Source organism: Streptomyces sp. NPDC001851 (assembly GCF_040297165.1).
GTDB lineage: Bacteria > Actinomycetota > Actinomycetes > Streptomycetales > Streptomycetaceae > Streptomyces.
In genome coordinates, this window is the sequence record NZ_JBEOYR010000034.1 from 62,601 (window position 1) to 85,026 (window position 22,426).

Consider the following 22,426-nt stretch of genomic DNA (forward strand, 5'->3'; position numbering starts at 1 on the left):
AGGGCACCGGCTGACGCGGTGGCCGGCCGGAACGGTCAGGCGCCCAGTGCCGCCAGTGCCGGTCGGCAGGCCGCGTCGTAGCGTTCCAGCAGCACCCGCGCCACCTCGGGCGCCGGGCCCAGCACGTCGGCCAGCACGTCGGCCCCGGCCGCGCCCCGCGCGATACGGTCCGGCAGGAAGCCGGGGGCCAGGACGTACGGCGCGACGGCGACCCGCTCGCAGCCGAGGGCGCGCAGTTCGGCGACCGCGTCCTCGGTGCGCGGAAGGGATGCGGAGGCGAACGCAGGTCGCACGGCGCACCAACCGGTGTGCCACCACTCCCGCGCGATGTCGGCGATCACTGCGATCGCCTCCGGGTCCGAGGACCCCGCCGAGGCCAGGACGACCCCGGTCGAGGACTTGTCGGCGGGTGTCAGCCCAGCCTCGTACAGCCGCCGTTCCAGCGCGTCCAGCAGCAGCGGCGACGGACCGAGCACGTCCGCCTGCCGGATCCTGAGGCGCGGCGGCGCGTCCCGCAGCACGGCCGGGATGTCGGCCTTGGCGTGGAACGCGCACGTCAGCAGCAGCGGCAGAGCGACCACGTCCCGCACGCCCTCCGCCGCGAGCGACTCCAGCGTGCCGTGCACGGACGGCACGTTGAAGTCGAGGAACCCGGTCTCCACGCGCAGCCCCGGCCGCTGCGACCGCACCCGCTCCACCAGGGCGTGCACGGTCGCCGCGTGCCGCGGATCGCGGCTGCCGTGAGCGATGACGAGAAGGACCGGGGCGCTCATCTCAGCCCTTCACCAGCAGGCCGCGGCTGCGCAGCACCCACCGCTCCAGCGGGCTGAAGATCAGCAGGTCGATGGCGATGCCGACGAACAGGATGAGGAAGATCGCCTCGAACACCATGGACATGGAGCTGGCGTTGCGGCCGTTCTCCAGCAGGGCGCCCAGGCCGATGCCCAGGTCGGGCGAGGAGGCGATGATCTCCGCGGCCATCAGTGAACGCCAGGAGAACGCCCAGCCCTGCTTCAGACCCGCCAGATAGCCCGGCAGCGCGGCCGGCAGGACGATGTGCCAGGCGCCCTTCAGCCCCGTGGCCCCCATGGTGCGGCCGGCGCGCAGGAACAGCGGCGGCACCTGGTCGATGCCGGACACCAGGCCGTTGGCGATGGAGGGGACGGCGCCGAGCAGGATCACCGCGTACATCATCGAGTTGTTCAGGCCCAGCCAGATCACGGCCGGCGGCACCCACGCCACCGACGGCAGCGACTGCAGACCGGACAGCACCGGGCCGATCGCGGCGCGCACGAACCTCACCCGGGCCACCAGCAGCCCCAGCGGAGTGCCGATGGCCAGCGCGAACAGGAAGCCCAGCAGACCCCGCGAGACGCTGGTCCAGATATAGCCGAGCAGCTTGCCCTGCAGCCAGGCGTCCTTGAACTCGTTGCCCACGTCGGCAGGGGAGGGCAGCTTCGTCGGATCGGAGACGATCTTGAAGGAGATCAGCGCCTGCCACACCGCCAGCACCACCAGGGCGGCGACGACCGGAGGCAGGATCTTCTTGCCGAGCGTCTGCCGGAACGAGGTCCGGCCGACGACACCGGCCTCCAGGGCGTCCAGGCCCGCCTCGACGCTCGCGGCGTCCTCCAGGACGGCCTTGGTCGTGTCAGTGCTGGCCATGGCGGCGGATCTCCCCACGCAGGACTTCAGTGATCTCCAGGGACAGTTCGGCGACCGGCGCGTCCTCGATGCGCCGCGGCTGCGGAATGTCCACCTGCCACTCCCGGGCCACCCGGCCCGGGCGGGAGGACAGCAGCACGACGCGCTGCGCGAGCCGCACCGCCTCGCGCACGTTGTGCGTCACGAACAGCACCGACAGGCCCGTCTCCGCCCAGATCCGGGTCAGTTCGTCGTGCAGCAGGTCGCGGGTGATCGCGTCCAGCGCCGCGAACGGCTCGTCCATCAGCAGCAGCCGGCTGTCCTGGGCCAGCGCGCGGGCCATGGCGACACGCTGGCGCATACCCCCGGACAGCTCGTGCACCCGCTTGCCGTACGCGCCCTGGAGCCGGACGAGTTCGAGCAGTTCCTCGGCCCGGCCGCGCCGCTCGTTCTTCGCGACGCCGCCGAGCTTCAGGGCGAGTTCGATGTTCTTGCCCGCGGTCAGCCACGGGAAGAGGGCGTGCTCCTGGAACATCAGGGCCGGACGCCCGTCGGTCGTGATGCTGCCGGACGAGGGCCGGTCCAGCCCGGCCACCAGGTTCAGCAGCGTGGACTTGCCGCAGCCCGAGGCCCCCAGGAGGGTGACGAACTCCCCCGGAGCGACATCGAGACTGATGTCGTCCAGGACGAGCTGCTGCCCAGCGGGTCCCGCGAAGGACTTCGAGACGTGTTCGATGCGCGCCGCGTGCTCGACCGACTCGGCGGCCTTGGCGAAGGTCGTGGCCATGGTCGTCACCTCCTGGGAACTCATCGGCTACGGGGGTTACTTGACGCCGAGCCCGGCGTCGCCGACGGTGCGTTCACCTTCGGCCTTGAGGACCTTGTTCAGGAGGGTGAGGTCGTAGATCCCGTCCAGCTTCGGGTTCTCCAGCAGCCCGGCCTTCACGGCGTGCTGTGCCTCGGTGTGGAGGGTGGCGGCCAGCGGGTCGTCGGTGAACTGGATGGACTTCCAGGCCGGGTCCAGGACCTTCGCCGGCAGCGCCTTGCCGGAGTCGGCCGCCAGCTGCTTGTTGGCCACCGCCTTCGCCTGGTCCGGGTTGGCGTTGATCCACTTGGTGGCCTCGACCGAGGCCTTCAGCACGGCCTCGACCGCCTTCGGGTGCTCCTTGAGGAAGGCCTGCCGCACGATGATGTTGGTGATCACGAACTTCTTGCCCGGCCACAGCGCCGACTCGTCCAGCAGCACCTTGCCGCCCTCGGCGACCAGCTTGGACGCGGTCGGCTCCGGCACCCAGGCGCCGTCGACGGAACCGGACTTGAAGGCGTCCGGAGTCACCTTGTTGTCGGTGCGGACGACCGAGACGTCGCCCTTGCCGCTCTGCGCGTCGACCTTCCAGCCCTGCGAGGCCGCCCAGTTGAGGAACGCCACGTCCTGCGTGTTGCCGAGCTGCGGGGTGGCGATCTTCTTGCCCTTGACGTCCTTCAGGGACTTGATCTTCTTCGGGTCGACGACCAGCTTGACGCCACCGGAGGCCGAACCACCGATGATGCGCAGGCTCTTGCCGTCGGACTTGGTGTAACCGTTGATCGCCGGGGAGGGGCCGATCCAGCCGATGTCGATCGAGCCCGAGTTGAGGGCCTCGATCTCGGACGGGCCCGCGTTGAAGATCTGGTACTTGGCCTCGGTGGCGCCCAGTTCCTTCTGGAAGAAGCCCTTCTGGTTGCCGACCAGGGCGGTGGCGTGCGTCAGGTTCCCGAAGTAGCCGATCTTGACGGAGTCCAGCCCGTCGATCTTCTTGGCCCCGGCCGCGATCTTGGCGGTGTCGTCGTTCTTGGAGTCGGACCCGTAGCCGCAGGCTGCGAGAGTGAGCAGGGGGAGTGCGGCGAGCGCGGCTATGCCGCGACGGAACAGCTTCGAGCGGTTGGCAGGCACGGGAGGGTTTCCTCTCGTTGGCCCGGCGGTCACGGTCTCTCAGGCCGTGGCCGGGAGTTCGGCAAAGGGTCTTCGTCGCTTCCGGGACGTCGGGTGGGGGGTGAGGGCGCGCGAGCGGTGCGCGTACGTCACCGCACACATCGCGCCACTCCGCCCTGCCCGCTGCCGAGGGAGCCGCTGCCGATGCGGCCGCCCTCCTTCGCGAACGTCGAATAGACGTCGGTCGTCCTCATGCTCAGAAGTCCCAGCCGTCGTCTTCGGACGCGTCCTTGACCGGTTCCGGGGAGGCGAACGACTCGCCGACCATGCCCGCGGTCAGGGTGGTGCCGTCGGACGGGTCGATCAGGATGAAGGAGCCGGTGCGCCGCGAGTCGGCGTAGGAGTCGACGGGGAGCGGCTCGGCGGTACGGATCTTCACGCGGCCGATGTCGTTGGCGACGAGCTGTCCCGGATGCGGGTGCAGGGACAGGTCGTCCAGGGTCAGCCGGGACGGGATGTCCTTCACGATCGCCTTGACGGTGCGGGTGCCGTGCTTGAGCAGCACCCGGTGGCCGACGGTCAGCGGCTCGTCGGCCACATGGCAGACGGTGGCCTCCACGTCCTGCGTGGTGGCCGGCGCGTCCTTCGCCGGCACGATCAGGTCGCCGCGTGAGATGTCGATGTCGTCTTCGAGCAGCAGCGTCACCGACTGGGTCGTCCACGCCACGTCCACCGGCTCGCCCAGCAGGTCGATGCCGGAGATCCGCGTGGTCCGCCCGGAGGGAAGGACCGTGACCTCGTCGCCGACCCGGAAGGTACCGGCGGCGATCTGGCCCGCGTAACCCCGGTAGTCCGGGTGCTCGGCGCTCTGCGGCCGGATCACGTACTGCACCGGCAGCCGGGCGTGGCAGTGGGCCAGGTCGTGGCTGACGGGCACGGTTTCCAGGTGTTCCAGGACGGTCGGGCCGCCGTACCAGTCCATGGTCGCGGACGGTTCCACCACGTTGTCACCGGCCAGCGCCGAGATCGGGATCGCGGTGACCTCGGGCACGCCCAGCTCGGTCGCGTACGCCGTGAACTCCTCGGCGATCGCGGCGAACACCGCCTCCTCGTACCCGACCAGGTCCATCTTGTTGACCGCGAGCACGACGTGCGGGACCCGCAGCAGGGCCGCGATCGCCGCGTGCCGGCGGGTCTGCTCGACCACGCCGTTGCGGGCGTCGACGAGGATCACGGTCAGCTCGGCCGTCGACGCACCGGTGACCATGTTGCGCGTGTACTGCACATGGCCGGGCGTGTCCGCGAGGATGAACCGGCGCCGGGGCGTGGCGAAGTAGCGGTAGGCGACATCGATGGTGATGCCCTGCTCCCGCTCGGCGCGCAGGCCGTCGGTGAGCAGCGCGAGGTCGGGGCCGTCCTGGCCGCGGCTCGCGGAAGCCCGCTCCACGGCCTCCAGCTGGTCGGCCAGGACCGACTTGGAGTCGTGCAGCAGCCGTCCGACGAGCGTGGACTTGCCGTCGTCGACGGAGCCGGCGGTGGCGAAGCGCAGCAGCGTGGTGGCCGAGAGCGCCTCGGTCGTGGTCGTGCTCATGCTTAGAAGTACCCCTCGCGCTTGCGGTCTTCCATCGCGGCCTCGGAGAGCTTGTCGTCGGCGCGGGTCGCCCCGCGCTCGGTCAGCCGGGAGGCGGCGATTTCGGCGATCACGGCGTCCAGCGTGGTGGCGTCGGAGTCGACGGCACCGGTGCAGGACATGTCACCGACCGTGCGGTAGCGCACCAGGCGCTTCTCCACGGTCTCGTTCTCGCGAGGGCCGCCCCACTCGCCGGCCGTCAGCCACATACCGCCCCGCCGGAACACCTCACGCTCGTGCGCGAAGTAGATCCGCGGCAGCTCGATGCCCTCACGCTCGATGTACTGCCACACGTCCAGCTCGGTCCAGTTCGACAGCGGGAAGACCCGGACGTGCTCACCGGGGGCGTGACGGCCGTTGTACAGGTTCCACAGCTCCGGGCGCTGGCGGCGCGGGTCCCACTGGGAGAACTCGTCCCGCAGCGAGAACACCCGCTCCTTGGCACGGGCCTTCTCCTCGTCCCGGCGCCCGCCGCCGAAGACCGCGTCGAACCGCTCGCTCTGGATCCGCTCCGTCAGGGGGAGGGTCTGCAGCGGGTTGCGGGTGCCGTCGGCACGCTCCTTGAGCACACCCCGGTCGATGTAGTCCTGGACGGATGCCACATGGAGGCGCAGCCCATGGGCTGCGACCACACGGTCCCGGTACTCAAGAACCTCCGGGAAGTTGTGTCCGGTGTCCACATGCAGCAGCGAGAACGGCACGGACGCCGGCGCGAACGCCTTCAGCGCCAGGTGCAGCATGACGATGGAGTCCTTGCCACCCGAGAACAGGATCACCGGGTTCTCGAACTCACCCGCCACCTCACGGAAGATGTGCACCGCCTCGGACTCCAGCGCGTCCAGGTGCGACAGGGCGTACGGGCTCTCCGTACCCTCGCCGCCCGTCGCGGCCTCGGCGACGGTCGTCATGCCAGTCCCCTCTCGCTCAGCAGCGCGTACACCGACGCCGCGGACTCCTGCACGGTCTGGTGCTGCGACTCGATCCGCAGATCAGGTGTCTCGGGCTCCTCGTACGGGTCGTCGACCCCGGTCAGCCCCTTGAGGTCGCCCGCGGCCTGCTTGGCGTACAGCCCCTTCACATCGCGCACGCTGCACACCTCGACCGGGGTCGCCACATGGATCTCCAGGTACGGCGTCCCGTTCTCCTCGTGCCGCTTGCGCACCGCCTCCCGGCTGTCCGCGTACGGCGCGATCACCGGCACCAGCGCCTTGACGCCGTTGCGGGCCAGCAGTTCGGCGACGAAGCCGATGCGCTGCACGTTGGTGTGCCGGTCCTCGCGGGAGAAGCCGAGGCCCGCCGAGATGAACTCGCGGATCTCGTCCCCGTCGAGCACCTCGACGCGGTGGCCCTCTCCGCGCAGCCGGCCGGCCAGCTCGTACGCGATGGTGGTCTTGCCGGCACTCGGCAGACCCGTGAGCCAGACGGTGGCTCCGGTGGTCACGTGGTTCTCCTGGGTCGAGTCGTTCGTCATCCGTGCAGCCCGCACTCGGTCTTGGCCCGCCCGGCCCAGCGGCCGGCGCGCGCGTCCTCGCCCTCCAGGACCCTGCGGGTGCAGGGGGCGCAGCCGATCGAGGCGTAGCCGTCCATCAGCAACGGGTTGGTCAGCACACCGTGTTCGGCGACGTAGGCGTCCACGTCGTCCTGCGTCCAGCGGGCGATCGGGGAGACCTTGACCTTCCGCCGCTTCTCGTCCCAGCCGACGACCGGGGTGTTCGCCCGGGTCGGGGACTCGTCGCGGCGCAGGCCGGTCGCCCAGGCCTGGTAGCCCTTCAGCCCCTCTTCCAGGGGCTGCACCTTGCGCAGCCTGCAGCACAGGTCCGGGTCGCGGTCGTGCAGCTTCGGGCCGTACTCCGCGTCCTGTTCGGCGACCGACTGCTGCGGCGTGAGGGTGATGACGTTGACGTCCATCACGGCCTCGACGGCGTCGCGGGTGCCGATGGTCTCCGGGAAGTGGTAACCGGTGTCGAGGAAGACGACGTCCACCCCCTTGCGCACGCGTGAGGCGAGATGGGCGACCACGGCGTCCTCCATGGAGGAGGTGACGCAGAACCCGGCGCCGAAGGTGTCGACCGCCCACTGGAGGATCTCCAGCGCGGAGGCGTCTTCCAGGTCACGGCCCGCCTGCTCGGCGAGCGCCTTCAACTCGTCGGCCGTACGCTCTTCCTGAGCCGTCGTCATGTCGTGCGGTCCCCTCCGTTGTCGGCTCGCCGAAGGCCCCGGGCGAGCAGCCCGAGGAACTTCAGCCGGAATGCGCGGTTGCACGCCCCGCATTCCCAGGAGCCGTGGCTGCCTTCCAGAGCTTCGCTCGGACGCAGGTCCTCGTCGCCGCAGTAGGGGCAGTAGAACGGCGCGGCACGCTCGCTCACGACAGCACCTCCTCGGAAGCCCGGGACGCCCAGGCCGCGAACCGCTCGCCGTCCTCGCGCTCCGCCTGGAACCGCTTGAGCACCCGCTCGATGTAGTCGGGCAGTTCGTCCGCGGTGACCTTCAGGCCGCGCACCTTCCGGCCGAAGCCCGGCTCCAGGCCCAGGGCGCCGCCGAGGTGCACCTGGTAGCCCTCGACCTGCTCGCCCCGGTCGTTGAGGACCAGCTGGCCCTTGAGACCGATGTCCGCGACCTGGATACGGGCGCAGGCGTTCGGGCAGCCGTTGAGGTTGATGGTGATCGGCTCGTCGAAGTCCGGCAGCCGGCGCTCCAGTTCGTCGATCAGTGTGGAGCCGCGCTGCTTGGTCTCGACGATGGCGAGCTTGCAGAACTCGATGCCGGTGCAGGCCATGGTGCCGCGCCGGAAGGACGACGGCCGGGCGGTGAGGTCCAGCGCCTCCAGACCCTCGACCAGCGAGTCGACCTTGTCCTGCTCGACGTCGAGGACGATCATCTTCTGCTCGACGGTGGTACGGACCCGGCCCGAGCCGTGCGCCTCCGCGAGGTCGGCGATCTTCGTCAGCGTGGCGCCGTCGACGCGGCCGACACGCGGGGCGAAACCGACGTAGAACCGGCCGTCCTTCTGCCGGTGCACCCCGATGTGGTCGCGCCACTGCTGGACCGGCTGCTCGGGAGCGGGCCCGTCGACCAGCTTGCGCCCGCCCAGGTACTCGTCCTCCAGCACCTGCCGGAACTTCTCCGCGCCCCAGTCGGCGACGAGGAACTTCAGGCGGGCCCGGTTGCGCAGCCGGCGGTAGCCGTAGTCGCGGAAGATCGAGATGACGCCCTCGTAGACGTCCGGGACCTCGTCGACCGGCACCCACGCGCCGAGCCGCACGCCCAGCTTGGGGTTGGTGGACAGGCCGCCGCCCACCCACACGTCGAAGCCCGGGCCGTGCTCGGGGTGCCGTACACCGACGAACGCGACGTCGTTGATCTCGTGCACGACGTCCAGCAGCGGCGAACCCGAGATGGCCGTCTTGAACTTGCGGGGGAGGTTCGAGTACGCCTTGTTGTTCAGGACGCGGCGCTTCATCTCCTCCAGCGCCGGCGTGCCGTCGATGATCTCGTCCTCGGCGATGCCCGCCACCGGGGAGCCGATCATCACACGCGGGGTGTCACCGCAGGCGGTGACGGTCGACAGGCCCACGCCCTCCAGCCGGTCCCAGATCTCGGGCACGTCCTCGATCCGGATCCAGTGGTACTGGACGTTCTGCCGGTCGGTGATGTCCGCGGTGCCCCGGGCGAACTCCTGGGAGATCTCGCCGATGACGCGCAGCTGCCGCGTGGTGAGCGCGCCGCCGTCGATGCGGACCCGCAGCATGAAGTAGCGGTCGTCCAGCTCCTCCGGCTCCAGTACGGCGGTCTTGCCGCCGTCGATGCCGGGCTTGCGCTGGGTGTACAGCCCCCACCAGCGCATCCGGCCGCGCAGGTCGCCGGGGTCGATCGAGTCGAAGCCGCGCTTGGAATAGATCGTCTCAATGCGTGTCCGCACATTGAGACCGTCGTCGTCCTTCTTGACCTGCTCGTTGCCGTTGAGCGGGGTGAAGTGACCCACGGCCCACTGACCCTCACCACGGTGACGGCTCACCTTGCGGCGGGGCGCGGAGGCGGCGGGCTTCGGTGGAGTGGCGGCCATGGTTCTACGTCCTTCGGGACCGGTGGGAATCAGCTCTGACCTGCACAGAAGCGCGCACGCGGGCAGGCGTGCGCGTCCTTGCGCAAGGAGAATCAGGTACGGGGGGTTCGCGGCGGTGCTGGAGGCTCAGCTCGCCGGACAGATGGCGCTGGACATGCGGCCGAGGTCGACGTGCCGCCGACTCACCAAGGCAATTCCAGTTCCGGACATGACGGAAGCGTGTCACGGCGATCTGGACACAGTCCAGCTTTATCCATCATGCGGACACCCTTGTCCCGGAATGTGGAACAAGGGTGTTGTCGCTCACATACGCTGCCGGAAGACTTGTCCCGCCAGGTCGGACGGGCTATCAGGCGGGGTAGGCCCCGGGCCACGGCCCCGGCTCCGCGACCTCCGGCTCCAGCGCGACCTTGGTGTCGAACAGCCTGAAGCCGCGCCGCAGGTAGTTGTCCATGGCGAACTCGCCGTCCAGGCTGCAGGTGTGCAGCCACACCCGCTTCGTCGGTGTCCGCTGCGGCCACCGCTCGGCCAGGTCCCAGGCACGCGCCGTGCCGTACGACAGCAGATGCCCGCCGATGCGCCGGCCCCGGAAGGCCGGCAGCAGACCGAAGTAGACGATCTCGACGACACCCTCGTCCTGCGGGTCCAGCTCCACATAGCCGGCCGGGGTGGCCCGGTCGTAGGCCACCCAGGTCTCCACGCCGGGCCGGTCCAGATGCTCCCGCCACCGCGCGTACGTCCAGCCCAGCCGGTCGGTCCAGCGAAGGTCGCCGCCGACCGACGCGTACAGGAAACGGCTGAACTCGGGGGAGGGCACCTCGGCACGGAGAACCCGGACGTCGCCCTCGGGCGCGGCGGCGGCCAGGAGATCGGCCGGCGAGGTCTGCTCCAGGGACCAGGTGGTGACAGGGACGCTGCTCATGCGGGCCAGGGAACCATCCCGGCCCCTGCCCTGTCGATCGGCCGGCCCGACGGGGACAGGCCGGGCGGCGGCCGGGTCAGCTCAGGGTGCGGTCCAGGTCGCGCAGGGGCAGGGCGAAGAGCATGCGGTCGGACATGGACCACACCTCCCCCGTCTCCTGCCAGTAGGACAGCGACCCCGCCGACTGCGCCCAGCAGCGGTGCGAGGCGTCCGCGCCGCAGTGCGCGGCCTTCGCTCCCGTGGAGTCCTGCCGCCACAGGCCACCGTGTCCGTCTCCCGAACCGGGCAGACGTCCCACATACCAGGACGACTGCTCCGCCCCGGGCTGCCGGTACGACAGCACACCCCGGATCCCGGCCGCCCGCGTCCGGTACGCCTCCACCGCCGTCACCCGCCCCCCGGCATCCGTGGCGAGCAGCCCGCCGCGCGCGGGATCCGTGCTGAACGCATACCGCCACAGCCGCGCGTTCCGGTCCCCGTCCGGCGCGGTCCACTCCGCGGCGACCAGGCTGTCGGGCACCGTGCCCCGGTCCAGGGCGAGCGCGCCGGGACAGGGCGGCCCGGAGCGGGCGCAGCGGCCCGCGGTGAAGCGGTACGAGCCGACCGCGGGCATCACATACCGGTAGCCGTCGGCGGACCAGCCGCCGGACACCCGGCCGATCGCGGGCCCGTCGACGCTGGTGCGCTGGATCCGGTCGAGGTCGTAGACATACAGCGCGTCGGCGCCGCCCGCCCTGGCCGTCACCAGCAGCTTGTGCTGGTACCAGACCATCCCGGACATCCCGGAGCCGAGCCCCCGGTAGTCACGGCCGCCGTCGACCGGCACCACCAGCAGCACCCAGCGGTAGGCGAGGTGGGCGGGGTCGTCGGCGTTCACGAAGGCCACCCTGGCCAGACCCCGCTCGTCGGCGCGGCCGGTGGCGGCGCTGTGGGTCCAGCCGGCGAGGACGACCCGGTGGGTGCCCCAGACGCCGTCGTCGTCCGCGTCCCCGGACGTGGTCACCGACGCCGGCCGCCACGCCGTGCCCGCGGAGTCGGCCGGGTCCCAGCAGTAGGCGCGCGTGGCGGCCGGGGTGACGGGCAGGGACGCGCGGTCGGCGGAGGAGCAGCCGGCGGACTCGCGCATCCCGCGGTCGGCGCTCGCCAGGACGGCGTCCACCCCGACCGGACGGCCCATCGCGGCGGAGAGCCGGTTCAGCGTGCGGGCGGGCACCAGGTGCTCCTGGAGCCGCAGCCGGCCGGTCTCCGCCGGGGAGGAGAGCCGCCGCAGCGCCCCGGGACTGTCGGTGACACCCGCCTGCGAGACGCTGATCAGGGTGGCGGCCGCGGTGAGCGCCAGCGCGGTCCCGGTCAGGACCGCGCGCAGTGCAGCGCCCCGCCTGCGCCGGCGATGTCTGCCGCGATGCTTCATCTCGTCCCCTCTTCCAGGGCTCCTTCGCCACCGGTGCGCGCCGGCCGCCGACACTCCAACTGTGCCTGATGATCCGTACGTTGGAGCAGTGGTCAACCGGAGAGGCCCCTAGGGGATGCTACGGCAGTAACGGCGCGCGCAGGGCGAAGACCCCGCACATCCGCGGAAGAGGGGCTCACCGAGCCGCGGGCCCACCGCCCCGCGCGGCCGTACGGCACCGCGTGATCGCCGGCGCCGTGGAGGAAGGCAGCAGGTCACGAGGGTCGTCGGGGAGCAGCACCTCGATCTCCGCGTCCTCGCGAAAACGATACGGCCGGTGCTGGAGGAGGTCCCCGAAATAGCGCCGGATGCGGGACATCTCAGCCCGTACCGTCACCGTGCGTGAGGGATCCCCGAACAGATCCCCGGCCAGCGCCGCCGCACCGCGGCCGGACCGGTGGGCGGCGAGCAGATACAGCAACTCGGCGTGCCGCGGACTGAGTTCACGTGACCAGGGCCCCGCTGACCCCGAAACCGTCAGCGTACTGCGGCCCGGCCTGGCCAGGTCCAGCACGATCCGGGTGACGGTACCGAGCGGTTCCTCGGCCACCCGCAGCAACCAGCCCCCGGCCAGCGGCTCCACCGCGCACGAACCCAGCGCCGGCAGCCACCGGCGGCCCGGCGCCAGCGACTTGGGCAACGCCACACGCCGCACGTACGGCATCCCCGACACGGCCGCCGTCCAGCCGTCCCGGTCCACCACCAGGGCCCGCCCGTCCAGCCGGGCCAGCACCGGAGCCGCCACCGACCGCAGCCGCTCCAGCGCGTTCAGATGCAGCTCCCGCAGCCGCGCCTCGGCCAGCTTCGCCACCGAGTCCACCCAGGCGAGGGTCGCCGGATGCATCGTCTCCAGCGGGCCGCTGACGTCCACGACACCGATCAGCCGCCCGTCCCTCGGGTCCGTGATCGGCGCACCCGTGCAGGTCCACGAGGTGTGCGAGCGGACGAAGTGCTCGGCGGCGAAGACCTGGACAGGCCGTCGTACGACCGCCGGAGTGCCCACCCCGTTGGTGCCGACGACGTCTTCCCGCCAGTCCGCGCCCAGTTCGAAGCCCAGACCGTCCGCCCTGCGCAGCACCGGCGGGGCCCCCTCCCGCCACAGCACCCGCCCCTCGGCGTCCGCCACGACCATGATGTGCTGGGCCACATCGGCGACCGAAAGCAGACCTTCACGCAGCACCGGCAGGACATGCCGGAGCGGTGACTCCTCGCGCCGCCGCCGCACTTCCTCCAAGGACAGCAGCCCGGACCTGAAGTCGCGGTCGGGATCCACACCGCTGCGCAGCATCCGGCCCCAGGACTGCTCGATCACCGGCCGGGGCGCGATCCTCGCACGTCGACCGGCAAGCGTGGCGTCGCGTACCTCGCTCAGCAGCCGCGCCGCCTGTGTCGCGTCCACGGCGGCCAGGCGCGCCACGTTCATCGGCGGGTTCGCCACGGGGGTCCTCCCGGAAAGGCGTCGAACAGAGTTGTCAAGCCGTCCGGGCGGCGGTTTCCGGTCCGGCTGTGCCTCTCATACTGCCGCTCCGGACAGGCCGGAGGCACACACTCCGCGCACGTGCCCCGACAAGTTGCAACCCCTTGCAACCCTGGTGGACGGTCGGAGGGTGGCCGAGACTTGACGCGGAGCGGGGGTGGTGCCGTGTCGGCGCAGCACCACTCCCGCCAGGGGTCCGGCAGGCTTCGCGGATGACGCCGCTCGGCCCGCGTTTCACCGTCCGGGGCGTGCTCGTTCCACAATCGACGCCAGGTCCAGGGCCGTTGGCAGGGTGCCGAACGACGCGCCGTGGTCACCGCCCAGGCGGGACGCGCAGAAGGCGTCCGCCACCTCCGGCGGGGCGTGCCGGACCAGGAGCGAACCCTGGAGCACCAGTGCGAGGCGCTCCACGAGCCGCCGGGCGCGGCCCTCGACGGCGTCCAGGTCGGCGAGTTCGGTGAACAGGCCCTTCACGGCGCGGTCGAGGCGGTGGTCGGCGCCGTGTGCCCGGCCGATCTCGGTCAGACAGGCGTCCAGCGCGCCCGGCTCCCGTTGCAGCGCCCGGAGCACGTCCAGCGCCTGGACGTTTCCGGCGCCCTCCCAGATGGAGTTCAGCGGCGACTCCCGGACCAGCCGGGGCAGGCCCGACTCCTCGACGTAACCGTTTCCGCCCAGGCACTCCGCGGCCTCCACCGCGACGGGCGCACACCGCTTGGTGATCCAGTACTTGGCGGCCGGCACCGCCAGCCGCAGGAAGGCACGCTCCTGCTCGCCGCCGTCGTCGTACGCGGCCGCGAGCCGGAGCGCGAGCGTGGTCGCGGCCTCGGACTCCAGCGCCAGGTCGGCGAGGACGTTGCGCATCAGCGGCTTGTCGAGCAGCCGGCCGCCGAAGGCCTCCCGGTGGGCGCAGTGGTGGATCGCCTGCGCCACCGCCTGCCGCATCAGGCCCGCCGAGCCCAGCGCGCAGTCCAGCCTCGTCGCCGCGACCATCCCGATGATCGTCCGCACCCCGCGGCCCTCCTCCCCGACCCGGCGGGCCCAGGTGCCGGCGAACTCCACCTCCGCGGAGGCGTTGGAACGGTTGCCCAGCTTGTCCTTCAGCCGCTGGACGAGGAAGACGTTGCGGCTGCCGTCGGGCAGGACGCGCGGCACCAGGAAGCAGGTGAGACCGCCCGGAGCCTGGGCGAGCACCAGGAACCCGTCCGACATCGGTGCCGAGCAGAACCACTTGTGCCCGGTCAGCGTGTACGTGCCGGCCTCGGCGAGCGGCCGGGCCTCGGTGGTGTTCGCGCGGACGTCGCTGCCACCCTGCTTCTCGGTCATGCCCATACCGAAGAGCACGCCGGCCTTCCGCCCCGCGGGCCGCAGCTCCCGGTCGTAGACCGTGGACGTCAGCCGCGGCTCCCACTCGGCGGCGAGCGCCGGGTCGCTCCGCAGCGCCGGCACGGCCGCGTGCGTCATCGACAGCGGGCAGCAGGTGCCCGCCTCGGCCTGCGTCCAGACCAGGAACCCGGCGGCCCGCCGCACGTGCCCCGACGGCCGGATCCAGGCCCCGGTCAGCCCCGCCGAGACACCCTTGCCGAGCAGCCGGTGCCAGGCCGGGTGGAAGTCGACCTCGTCGATCCGGTGGCCGTACCGGTCGTGGGTACGCAGCCGGGGCGGGTGCTCGTTGGCCTGCGCCCCCCACTCCTGCACCTGCGTCGAACCGGCGGCACGGCCCAGCGCGGACAGCTCCGCGCGCACCTCGTCGAGCACGTCCGGACCGGTGTGCCGCTCGACGGCCGCCACGAGGGCCCGGTCGGCGGCGAAGACGTCGTAGCCGACCAGCGGGGGCGGCTGGTTCGTCACGGTGTGGGTGGAGAGGCCTGCCATGATGGGGAACCTACCCGGGACGGCGGCGGTGATGGCCTCCAGCGTGGCACAGCGGCGCCGCCGGGCGCGCCGGATGCGGTCACTCGCCCCGGAAGGTGAGGGCGGTCCCGTGCTGCGGATACCTTTGGGTCGTGCAGCCAGCAAGCGAACCCCCCGAGCGGCCCGCCGGTCGCCTCCACCGGGCCAGAGCCCTCTACCGGAACGTCTCCAAACGCCGGACCGCCTGGCTGTTGCTCAAGGACACCGTCAACTCCTGCATGGAGTACCGCATCCTGGGCCTGGCGGCCGAGGCGGCCTTCTTCACGCTGCTGTCCGTGCCGCCGCTGCTGCTCTGCCTCATCGGGCTGCTCGCCTACGTCGACAGCTGGACGGGCGCCCACACCATCCGCAGCCTGGAGACCAACATCCTCGACGCCTCGCGGACGGTCCTGTCCGACAAGGGCGTGAAGGAGATCACCCAGCCGATCCTGCACGACGTGATGAAGGGCGGCCGGCCCGACGTCATCTCCATCGGCTTCGTCTTCGCCCTGTGGTCCGGCTCCCGCGCCGTGAACGTCTTCATCGACACCATCACCGTCATGTACGGCCTCGACGGCGTCCGGGGCATCGTCAAGACCCGGATGATGTCCTTCCTGCTGTTCATCGTGGCGCTGCTGATCGGCTCGGTGGCACTGCCGCTGATGGTGGCGGGCCCCGACGCGGTGGTGCGCGTGGTGCCCTGGTCGGAGACGGTGGTGCAGGTCCTGTACTGGCCGGTCGTCATCGTCCTGTCCATCGCCTTCCTGACGACCCTGTACCACGTCTCCGTGCCGGTCCGCTCCCCGTGGATCGAGGACGTCCCCGGCGCCCTCGTCGCCCTGGCCATGTGGGTCCTCGGCAGCTTCCTGCTGCGGATCTACCTCGTGCACACCATCGAGGGCGCCACCATCTACGGCTCCCTCGCGGCGTCCGTCGCCGTACTCCTGTGGATCGGTGTGGCGGCCTTCGCCGTCCTCGTCGGCGCGGCCGTGAACGCCGCCATCGACCGGGTCTGGCCCGCCGCCGCCACGGCCGCCGCCCGTGCGGCCAACGAACGGGTCCGCGAGGCCCAGGCCGCCGAGTACGCCGCCCGGGCCGCGTCGGCCCGCGACACCGACCCCGACGACCCCGACATGCCCTCCGAGTTCCCCGAGCGCTGGTCCCGCTTCCTGCCCCCGGAAGACGTCACCTCCCGCCTGCGCACCCACCCCAAGCACCCCCACCACGCCCACAAGGCCAACGGCCGGCACCCGCACGAGCCGGGCGGGGACAGCGGGCCGGAGGGGACGGCAGAGCCGGACGAATAAGGCACGCGCCGCGGGCCTCACGGCTGCGGTACGGGCCCGGCGAACGGCCGCGTCGAAGTCAGACCGCCCAGGCTCCGGCTGCCGCGGCGTGTTGGTGTCTGCCGGATCGTCCAGGGGTGGGTGAGCGGCCCCGCGTCGCCGTCAGACCCTTCAGGTTCTGGCTGCCGCGGCGCGTTGGCGTCGGATCGTCCGGGGCTGGGTGAGCGGCCCCGCGCCGCCGTCAGACCTCTCAGGTGTTTTTGCTGCCGCCCCGCATGTGTCAGACCGTCCAGGCCCCGGCTGCTGCCGTCTCCCGGGCGGCGCCCTGCGGGCCCGGTGCTCCCGCCGGTGTCCGGCCTGACCGGCCGGACACCGGCGGCTCGCCCTCGCCGCCGACCGGCTGCGCGACACCGACCTCACCCTCGGCACCATCGCGGGCCAGGTCGGCTACGGCGGGGCCCGGCCCCGAGGGCTGAGGGGAACGGGTCTCCACCCTGTGAGTGACGCGGCGTTCCACCCCGCTTCCACCCGTCTCTCCACCCGTGCTCCGATCCGCCCCGCACTGCCCCTCACCTAGCGTTTTCCGCAGACCGGTGCTGTCGGGCAGCGGGCATTGCGCGGGGCGAGGAGGAGGACGGCATGGTGGACGTGGCGGACACGACGGGCCGGAAGCGGTGGCCGCGCACAGGAGCGAGCACGGGTGCGAACACGGGTGCGAACACGGGGACAGCCACGAAGGCGCGGACGGGCGGGTCGGTCCACGGCCCGCTGCTGTCGATCGCCGTCGACATCCTCCTGCCGCTCCTCGTCTACTACGCGGCCCGCGCCCTCGGCGCCGGACAGGCCCCCGCCCTGCTGCTCAGCGGCGCGCCACCCGCCCTGCGTCTGGTGACCGGCGCGGTCCGGCAGCGCCGCATAGACGGCATGGACCTGTTCTTCACCGTGCTGCTGGCCGCCGCCGCACTGACCACCCTGATCGGTGGCAGCACCCGGATCCTGCTGTTCAAGGACGCGGCGCTGTCCCTCGTGGTCGGCGGCTGGGTGCTCGGCACCGGCTTCACCGGCAGGCCGCTGGCCTTCCAGCTGGGACAGCGCCTGCACAGGGGTCCGGCAGCCCGGATACGGGCGGGGATGTGGCAGGACTCTGCCGAGTTCCGCCGGGGTCTGCGCGTCCTGACCGTGGTCTGGGGCGCCGAGCAGCTGCTCGACGGCGGCATCGGCACACTCGCCGCCGCCACACTGCCGACCGACGTGGTGCCGCTGCTCAGCCGCGTCCTCTCGCTCGTGCTGCTCGCCCTGGCCGCAGCGGTCACCGCCGCCTACGCCCGCCGTTTCCGCACCCGGCACGGTCTTCCGCTGCTCGGAGCCCCCGGCACCGGGGGCGGCGCCGCAGATCCGCCCGTGGGCCGGCGGGCAGCGGGGAACGGCGCGATACGCACCCCGGCGCCCCCGGTGTCCCCGGCCCGGCGCCCGAGTTGAGTCGGCGGTCGCGCCGCCCGGCGGCGTCGGCGACGTACGCTGGCCCCGTGTACACGGAGCGGGCGTCCCGGCTGACCGGCGCGATCGTGTGGACGAACACCCCGGAGGGCGCCGGTGGCGGCCCCGTGCTGCCCGACGGCTGCATGGACCTGCTGTGGAGCGGGGGCCGGCTGCTGGTCGCGGGCCCCGACACCGGCCCCTACGTCCCCAAGGGCCCGCCGCGCTTCTGGGCAGGCGTCCGCTTCTTCCCCGGTACGGCGCCCGCCCTGCTCGGTGTGCCCGCGCACGAAGTGCGGGACCTGCGGGTGGAGTTGGCCGACCTCTGGCCCGCCGCCCGGGTCCGGCGGCTGCGCGACCGCGTAGCGGCGGCACCCGACCCGGCGACGGCGCTGGAGGACATCGCCCTGCAGCAGGCCGAGCGGACCGCCGCCCCCGACCCGCTGCTGCACCGGCTGGTGGAGCGTCTGGACGAGGGCCGCCCGGTGTCCGCCACGGCCGCCGAACTCGGCATCAGCACCCGCACGTTGCACCGCCGCTGCCTGGGCGCGTTCGGCTACGGCCCCAAGACCCTGGCCCGCATCCTGCGTCTGCAGCGGGCGCTGGCGCTGGCCCGCTCCGGGACGCCGTACGCCGAGACGGCCGTCCGCGTGGGGTACGCGGACCAGCCCCACCTCACCCGTGAGGTGCGGGAGTTGGCGGGTATGCCGCTCGGGGAGCTACTCGGCGGCGGGTAGCGGAGCGAACAGGTCGACGCCGTTGCCGTCGGGGTCGTGCACGGTGGCGTACCGCTGACCCCAGAACGCGTCCCACGGCTTGAGCTCCCCGTGGTACCCGGCGGCCACCAGCTCCTCGTACAGGGCGTCGACCTCGGCGGGCGAGCCGCAGCGGAAGGCGAGCCCCATGCGACCGCCGCCCTCGGGTGGCCGCCAGCCGGGGGAGAAGGAACGGACGGTGTCCTCGGTGTCCAGGGTGAAGACCAGTCCCCCGGGCAGTTCCGCATCGACGTGCGGCTGCTCCTCGGATCCCTCGGGGAAGACGAGCCCGAGACGACGGTAGAAGGCGAGCGAGGCTGCCATGTCGGAAGTCACCACGCCGATCACGGCGAATTGTGCAGTCATGCGGCCACCGTAGGCAGGCGCGGACCGTCCGGTCTTGAAGGAATCGGACACCGCAGGCCCGGGAAGACCGCAGGCCCGGGAAAAGACGTTGCCCGCGGCCGTTCCGGCCGGGAAGATCCCGCTGACCGGCGCGGGGATGGGGGAGTGGTCGTTGGGGGACGTGTTCGTCTGTGCGGGGTGTGGTGGGGAGCTGACGGTCCCCCTGGCGCGGGTCGCGCTGCCGGTGGGGGCGCGGCAGAGCGTCGGGCACGAGATGCTGCCGGCCCTGATGGAGCCGGGGACGTACGCCGTCGACCCGCAGCCCTGGGGCCCGCCCTGGCGGCGGTGGGAAGACATCGGCGCCGAGGAAGCGGCGGCCCGCGGCGTGTTCGCGCCGGTTCCCGCCCTGTCCTACGGCCTGCCGGGCTCGGTCGTCCTGGCGCCGGGCGACGTCCGGGGCACGGTACTCGCCCCCGACCGCTGCGGCGGCGGTTGCCTGGGCCTGGACGGCAGCGACGGCCCCAATCTGGCCTGCGCCGACTGCGGTCGGCCGGTGGCGACGCGTATCGACGACTGCTCCTACTGGCAGGCGGTCAGACTCCACCCGGCCGCCGTACGCCGCCGCGCGGGCCCCGCTCGCCCCGGCGCCGACTGGGGCACCGTCGGCCGGGAGCTCCGGGAACTCAGGGAGCGGGGGACCCCTCCGGTCGAACCGGGCGGCTGGTGGAGCCCGCACTGGAAGGCGGCGGCGAGCGTGGCCCTGGCCCATCTGCTGGTGGCGTCGGAGGGTGAGCCGGTGGCGTTGCCCGGCGGGCTCGTCACGGACGTGTTCGGCCGCGCGCTGGCCCGCCTGCTGCCGCCGGGAGTGCCGCAGCGGACGCTGACCCTGGCCGGCCCGGGCCTCCCGGCCGCGTCCGCTCGTGACATCGCCCTGGTGCCGGTGCACCCGCAGACCGGCGAGGTCTGGCCGCCGGCCGCCGGCACCCCGGCCGTGCCGCTGCCCGCCGATGTCTGGTCGGGCCTGGCCTTCCCGCACGACCGGTCGCGGCTGCCCGTGACCGGCGGTCTGCCCCGGGGCGTCCAGCGCGACGACCCGCTGCCGCTCCGCCCGTGGCGCCCGTTCGCCTTCGACCGGACCCTGCTCCTGCACACGCTCGCCCGGCTGCCCGAGGTGCGCCGGCCCTGGCTCCGCCGCATCCACGACCGCGTCTGCGAACTTCCCTGGTCCTCCAGCCTGTTCTGACGGCCGGCGCCCAGGCCTCCGCAGCGCCTTCGCCCCGGTCGTCAGCCGAAGGTGACCGGCTCAGCCGAAGGTGACGGGTCCGTTGGGGGTGTCCACGGTGAAGGAGAGCGCTTCCGGTCCCGCGGCGAGCGGCAGCCCGGTGCCGAGGGCCGCCAGCGCGCCGCGTACCTCCTGCGGGTCCGGTGCCGTGGCGGACACCGCCAGCAGTGGCGTGACCGGCAGACCCGTGGCCGTCGGGTGCCGGGAGTCGCCCCAGTCGATCAGGAAGGGGACCAGACCGGAGGAATGCGCGTGGCCGCCGTCGGTCAGCCGCCACCGCAGCACGCTCCCGTCCGGGGTGCGGCGGCTCATCGGGCGCACCGGACCGGGGTCGTGGCCCCGCGCGCGGGCCGTCGTGATCGCCGTGTCCAGGTCGGGCGGGCTGATCGCCCAGGTCAGCGTGCGCGGCCCGGCCAGCCGGTCGACACCGAACGGCCGCGGCCCCGCGGGCTCGGGCTGCCCCGGGTCGGGGCCGAGGATCTCCAGATAGCTCCGGCCGCCCAGGCCCACCAGATGGTTGCGGGTGCCCAGGCCGGGATGCGCCCCGCCGGGCACGGGCGTCACCCCGGTCCGCCGCGCGAAGTCCGCGACCGTCGCCGCCACGTCGGGTGTGGCGAGCACGAGATGGTCCAGGAACGGGGGAACGACGTTCATGCCGGGCGAGGCTACGGCCACCGCACCTGTGCTACAAGGGAGTTGGCCCGAGCCGCAGCTGGTCCGTACGGCTTCCTGCGTGACGTTTCTGCGGTGAACCGGTTCCGCCATTGGAGTGAGTAAAGCTCGCTTCTGTAGATGGTCATGTGAGTATCTAGAGATGCTCTTGTCTTGGCAAAGGGCTTCGAGGCGCGGTGGTCCATCCGGCCCCGCGCCACCCACTCACAGGAGGAGCCGGACCTTGACTTACGGTAAGAAGCTGCGCGAGCGCATCGCCGGGCCCGGGACGACACCGCTGATCGGCGTGTACGACATGTACTCGGCGTCGATCGCGGCCAAGCACTACGACGGGATGTTCGTCTCGGGCTTCGGGTTCGCGGCCTCGTACTACGGGCTGCCGGACATCGGTTTCATCGCCTGGCCCGACATGGTGGCCTTCGTCCAGCGGCTGCGGGGCGCATTCCCGCACCACCACCTGCTGGTCGACATCGACGACGGGTACGTCGACCCCGAGGTCGCCTGTCACGTCGTCGAGGGGCTGGAGCGCATCGGCGCCTCCGGCGTGATCCTGGAGGACCAGAAACGGCCCCGCCGCTGCGGCCACGCCGACGGCAAACAGGTGCTGCCGCTGGAGGAGTACCTGGAAAAGCTGCACAAGGTCCTTGAGACCCGCAGAGACCTGGTCGTCGTCGCCCGTACGGACGCCACCGACGAGCACGACATCCTGCACCGCGCCGAGCGGCTGGCCGCCACCGACGCCGACGTGATCCTGGTGGACGGGGTGCGCAGCGTCGAGTGGATCAAACGCATCCGGGAGGTCGTCGGAACCAAACCGATGCTGTTCAACCAGATCGCCGGCGGCAAGTCGCCCCGCCTCTCCCTCGGCGAACTGTCCGACCTCGGCGTCGACGTCGCGATCTACAGCACCCCGTGCCTGTTCGCCGCGCACGAGGCGATGGACTCCGCCCTCACCGGACTGAAGGCGGCCGACGGCCGTCTGCCGGAGGTGGACCCGGCGAACGGGGTCGGTGTGAAGGCCTCCACCAGCCTGCTGGAGCGCAACATCGCCCGCGAGCGGCTCACCCCCGAGGGCGTGGGCGCATGACCGGCGCCGTACCCCGGCTCGGGATGGCGGCGGCAATCGCCGTCGCGGTGCTCGCCGGTGCTGCACCAGCGGCCGCCTCCGGCAGCCTGATCACCGTGGTCGACAACTCCCACGCCGACTCCTGGCTGGAGGTCGACCGCGCGGCCAACGTCCAGACCGGCAAGGGCACCGCCGGCAGCGACCACGACGGCAGCGCCGTCGACGCGATCGAAGCCCTCGCCGGCGCCGCCCACCAGCACAGGGAGGTCTGGGACTGAGCGGCCGGGAGACGACCGGTCGCCGGACGAGACCCGAACCCTGGCACAAGGCCGCACAAGGCCGTTGACGACGACGGCCGGGCACCCCGTGCAGGACGCGCCCGGCCGTTGCCCCGGACGGCATCACGCGGTGGACTTCCCGGGGCGGCCCAGCGGCTCGGGCAGATCGCCGAAGCCGACGACACTCATGTCGTCCGGCACCCTCAACTCCCGTTCCCCGAGCGCCCCGTACGCCTTCCGCATCACGAACCGCTGGAAGAGGAAGAAGGCCACGCCCA

25 protein-coding genes are annotated in these 22,426 nt (G+C 72.2%); 6 read left to right on the forward strand and 19 right to left on the reverse strand.

The features are described 5' to 3' along the window. Window positions 1–35: 35 nt before the first annotated feature. The 15 genes from ABT171_RS36060 to ABT171_RS36130 all read right to left on the reverse strand — a co-directional run bounded on the left by ABT171_RS36060 (window position 36) and on the right by ABT171_RS36130 (window position 14,970). On the reverse strand, window positions 36–773 hold the full coding sequence (locus tag ABT171_RS36060) for a sirohydrochlorin chelatase (RefSeq protein WP_351250632.1): 738 nt from the start codon (window positions 771–773) through the stop codon (window positions 36–38). Window position 774: 1 nt separating this feature from the next. Further along, a complete protein-coding gene (locus ABT171_RS36065; protein WP_351250633.1) occupies window positions 775–1,665 on the reverse strand; it encodes an ABC transporter permease in 891 nt (296 codons plus the stop codon). Then, window positions 1,652–2,455: an ABC transporter ATP-binding protein gene (locus ABT171_RS36070; RefSeq protein WP_351250634.1), complete on the reverse strand. Its 804-nt coding sequence runs from the start codon at window positions 2,453–2,455 to the stop codon at window positions 1,652–1,654. The genes ABT171_RS36065 and ABT171_RS36070 overlap by 14 nt, the downstream gene beginning before the upstream one ends. 12 nt (window positions 2,456–2,467) lie before the next feature. Next, window positions 2,468–3,577 carry an aliphatic sulfonate ABC transporter substrate-binding protein gene (locus ABT171_RS36075; RefSeq protein WP_351250635.1) on the reverse strand — a complete coding sequence of 370 codons (1,110 nt, stop codon included), beginning with the start codon at window positions 3,575–3,577 and terminating at the stop codon, window positions 2,468–2,470. A gap of 235 nt (window positions 3,578–3,812) precedes the next feature. Further along, window positions 3,813–5,147 carry a sulfate adenylyltransferase subunit 1 gene (locus tag ABT171_RS36080; protein ID WP_351250636.1) on the reverse strand — a complete coding sequence of 445 codons (1,335 nt, stop codon included), beginning with the start codon at window positions 5,145–5,147 and terminating at the stop codon, window positions 3,813–3,815. 2 nt (window positions 5,148–5,149) lie between these two features. Beyond that, complete coding sequence (gene cysD / locus ABT171_RS36085; protein ID WP_351250637.1) at window positions 5,150–6,094, reverse strand: sulfate adenylyltransferase subunit CysD; 945 nt, start codon at window positions 6,092–6,094, stop codon at window positions 5,150–5,152. Next, window positions 6,091–6,627 carry an adenylyl-sulfate kinase gene (gene cysC / locus ABT171_RS36090; protein ID WP_351250638.1) on the reverse strand — a complete coding sequence of 179 codons (537 nt, stop codon included), beginning with the start codon at window positions 6,625–6,627 and terminating at the stop codon, window positions 6,091–6,093. The genes cysD and cysC overlap by 4 nt, the downstream gene beginning before the upstream one ends. A gap of 26 nt (window positions 6,628–6,653) precedes the next feature. Then, window positions 6,654–7,364 (reverse strand): phosphoadenylyl-sulfate reductase, encoded by a 711-nt coding sequence (locus ABT171_RS36095; protein ID WP_351250639.1) that lies wholly within the window; start codon window positions 7,362–7,364, stop codon window positions 6,654–6,656. Next, entirely contained in the window at window positions 7,361–7,552 is a 192-nt protein-coding gene (locus ABT171_RS36100) for a hypothetical protein (protein WP_351250640.1), read from the reverse strand. The genes ABT171_RS36095 and ABT171_RS36100 overlap by 4 nt, the downstream gene beginning before the upstream one ends. After that, entirely contained in the window at window positions 7,549–9,249 is a 1,701-nt protein-coding gene (locus tag ABT171_RS36105) for a nitrite/sulfite reductase (protein ID WP_351250641.1), read from the reverse strand. The genes ABT171_RS36100 and ABT171_RS36105 overlap by 4 nt, the downstream gene beginning before the upstream one ends. A 126-nt stretch (window positions 9,250–9,375) precedes the next feature. Then, window positions 9,376–9,459 carry a putative leader peptide gene (locus tag ABT171_RS36110; protein WP_309486338.1) on the reverse strand — a complete coding sequence of 28 codons (84 nt, stop codon included), beginning with the start codon at window positions 9,457–9,459 and terminating at the stop codon, window positions 9,376–9,378. Window positions 9,460–9,598: 139 nt separating this feature from the next. Beyond that, window positions 9,599–10,171 carry a GNAT family N-acetyltransferase gene (locus ABT171_RS36115; RefSeq protein WP_351250642.1) on the reverse strand — a complete coding sequence of 191 codons (573 nt, stop codon included), beginning with the start codon at window positions 10,169–10,171 and terminating at the stop codon, window positions 9,599–9,601. Between the two features lie 76 nt (window positions 10,172–10,247). Next, window positions 10,248–11,582: a hypothetical protein gene (locus tag ABT171_RS36120; RefSeq protein ID WP_351250643.1), complete on the reverse strand. Its 1,335-nt coding sequence runs from the start codon at window positions 11,580–11,582 to the stop codon at window positions 10,248–10,250. 175 nt (window positions 11,583–11,757) lie between these two features. Further along, window positions 11,758–13,044 (reverse strand): GAF domain-containing protein, encoded by a 1,287-nt coding sequence (locus tag ABT171_RS36125; RefSeq protein WP_351250666.1) that lies wholly within the window; start codon window positions 13,042–13,044, stop codon window positions 11,758–11,760. A 288-nt stretch (window positions 13,045–13,332) separates the two neighbouring features. After that, entirely contained in the window at window positions 13,333–14,970 is a 1,638-nt protein-coding gene (locus ABT171_RS36130; RefSeq protein ID WP_351250644.1) for an acyl-CoA dehydrogenase family protein, read from the reverse strand. Window positions 14,971–15,101: 131 nt separating this feature from the next. On the opposite strand from ABT171_RS36130, the gene ABT171_RS36135 reads away from it, so the two are divergent. Beyond that, window positions 15,102–16,295 (forward strand): YihY/virulence factor BrkB family protein, encoded by a 1,194-nt coding sequence (locus tag ABT171_RS36135; protein ID WP_351250645.1) that lies wholly within the window; start codon window positions 15,102–15,104, stop codon window positions 16,293–16,295. Between the two features lie 259 nt (window positions 16,296–16,554). Here the strand turns inward: ABT171_RS36135 and ABT171_RS42030 are convergent, their stop codons facing one another. Then, window positions 16,555–16,767 (reverse strand): hypothetical protein, encoded by a 213-nt coding sequence (locus ABT171_RS42030; RefSeq protein ID WP_503077967.1) that lies wholly within the window; start codon window positions 16,765–16,767, stop codon window positions 16,555–16,557. A gap of 146 nt (window positions 16,768–16,913) precedes the next feature. Here ABT171_RS42030 and ABT171_RS36145 point away from each other — a divergent pair, with 146 nt between their 5' ends. Both ABT171_RS36145 and ABT171_RS36150 read left to right on the forward strand, forming a co-directional pair. Continuing rightward, complete coding sequence (locus ABT171_RS36145) at window positions 16,914–17,753, forward strand: VC0807 family protein (protein ID WP_351250646.1); 840 nt, start codon at window positions 16,914–16,916, stop codon at window positions 17,751–17,753. A 47-nt stretch (window positions 17,754–17,800) separates the two neighbouring features. Further along, the gene (locus tag ABT171_RS36150; protein ID WP_351250647.1) at window positions 17,801–18,487 is read left to right on the forward strand and encodes a helix-turn-helix domain-containing protein; all 687 of its coding nucleotides are present in this window, start codon (window positions 17,801–17,803) and stop codon (window positions 18,485–18,487) included. Here ABT171_RS36150 and ABT171_RS36155 read toward each other — a convergent pair. Continuing rightward, a complete protein-coding gene (locus ABT171_RS36155; RefSeq protein WP_351250648.1) occupies window positions 18,470–18,871 on the reverse strand; it encodes a VOC family protein in 402 nt (133 codons plus the stop codon). The genes ABT171_RS36150 and ABT171_RS36155 overlap by 18 nt on opposite strands. A gap of 88 nt (window positions 18,872–18,959) precedes the next feature. Here ABT171_RS36155 and ABT171_RS36160 point away from each other — a divergent pair, with 88 nt between their 5' ends. Beyond that, entirely contained in the window at window positions 18,960–20,093 is a 1,134-nt protein-coding gene (locus ABT171_RS36160) for a hypothetical protein (RefSeq protein ID WP_351250649.1), read from the forward strand. Window positions 20,094–20,153: 60 nt separating this feature from the next. On the opposite strand, the gene ABT171_RS36165 is transcribed toward ABT171_RS36160, so the two are convergent. After that, entirely contained in the window at window positions 20,154–20,786 is a 633-nt protein-coding gene (locus tag ABT171_RS36165; protein WP_351250650.1) for a VOC family protein, read from the reverse strand. A 241-nt stretch (window positions 20,787–21,027) separates the two neighbouring features. Between ABT171_RS36165 and ABT171_RS36170 the strand changes: the two genes are divergently transcribed. Further along, entirely contained in the window at window positions 21,028–21,891 is an 864-nt protein-coding gene (locus ABT171_RS36170; protein WP_351250651.1) for an isocitrate lyase/PEP mutase family protein, read from the forward strand. Beyond that, entirely contained in the window at window positions 21,888–22,148 is a 261-nt protein-coding gene (locus ABT171_RS36175) for a hypothetical protein (RefSeq protein WP_351250652.1), read from the forward strand. Before ABT171_RS36170 ends, ABT171_RS36175 begins: the two co-directional genes overlap by 4 nt. 123 nt (window positions 22,149–22,271) lie before the next feature. Here the strand turns inward: ABT171_RS36175 and ABT171_RS36180 are convergent, their stop codons facing one another. Next, entirely contained in the window at window positions 22,272–22,421 is a 150-nt protein-coding gene (locus tag ABT171_RS36180) for a hypothetical protein (protein WP_351250668.1), read from the reverse strand. Window positions 22,422–22,426: the final 5 nt, after the last annotated feature.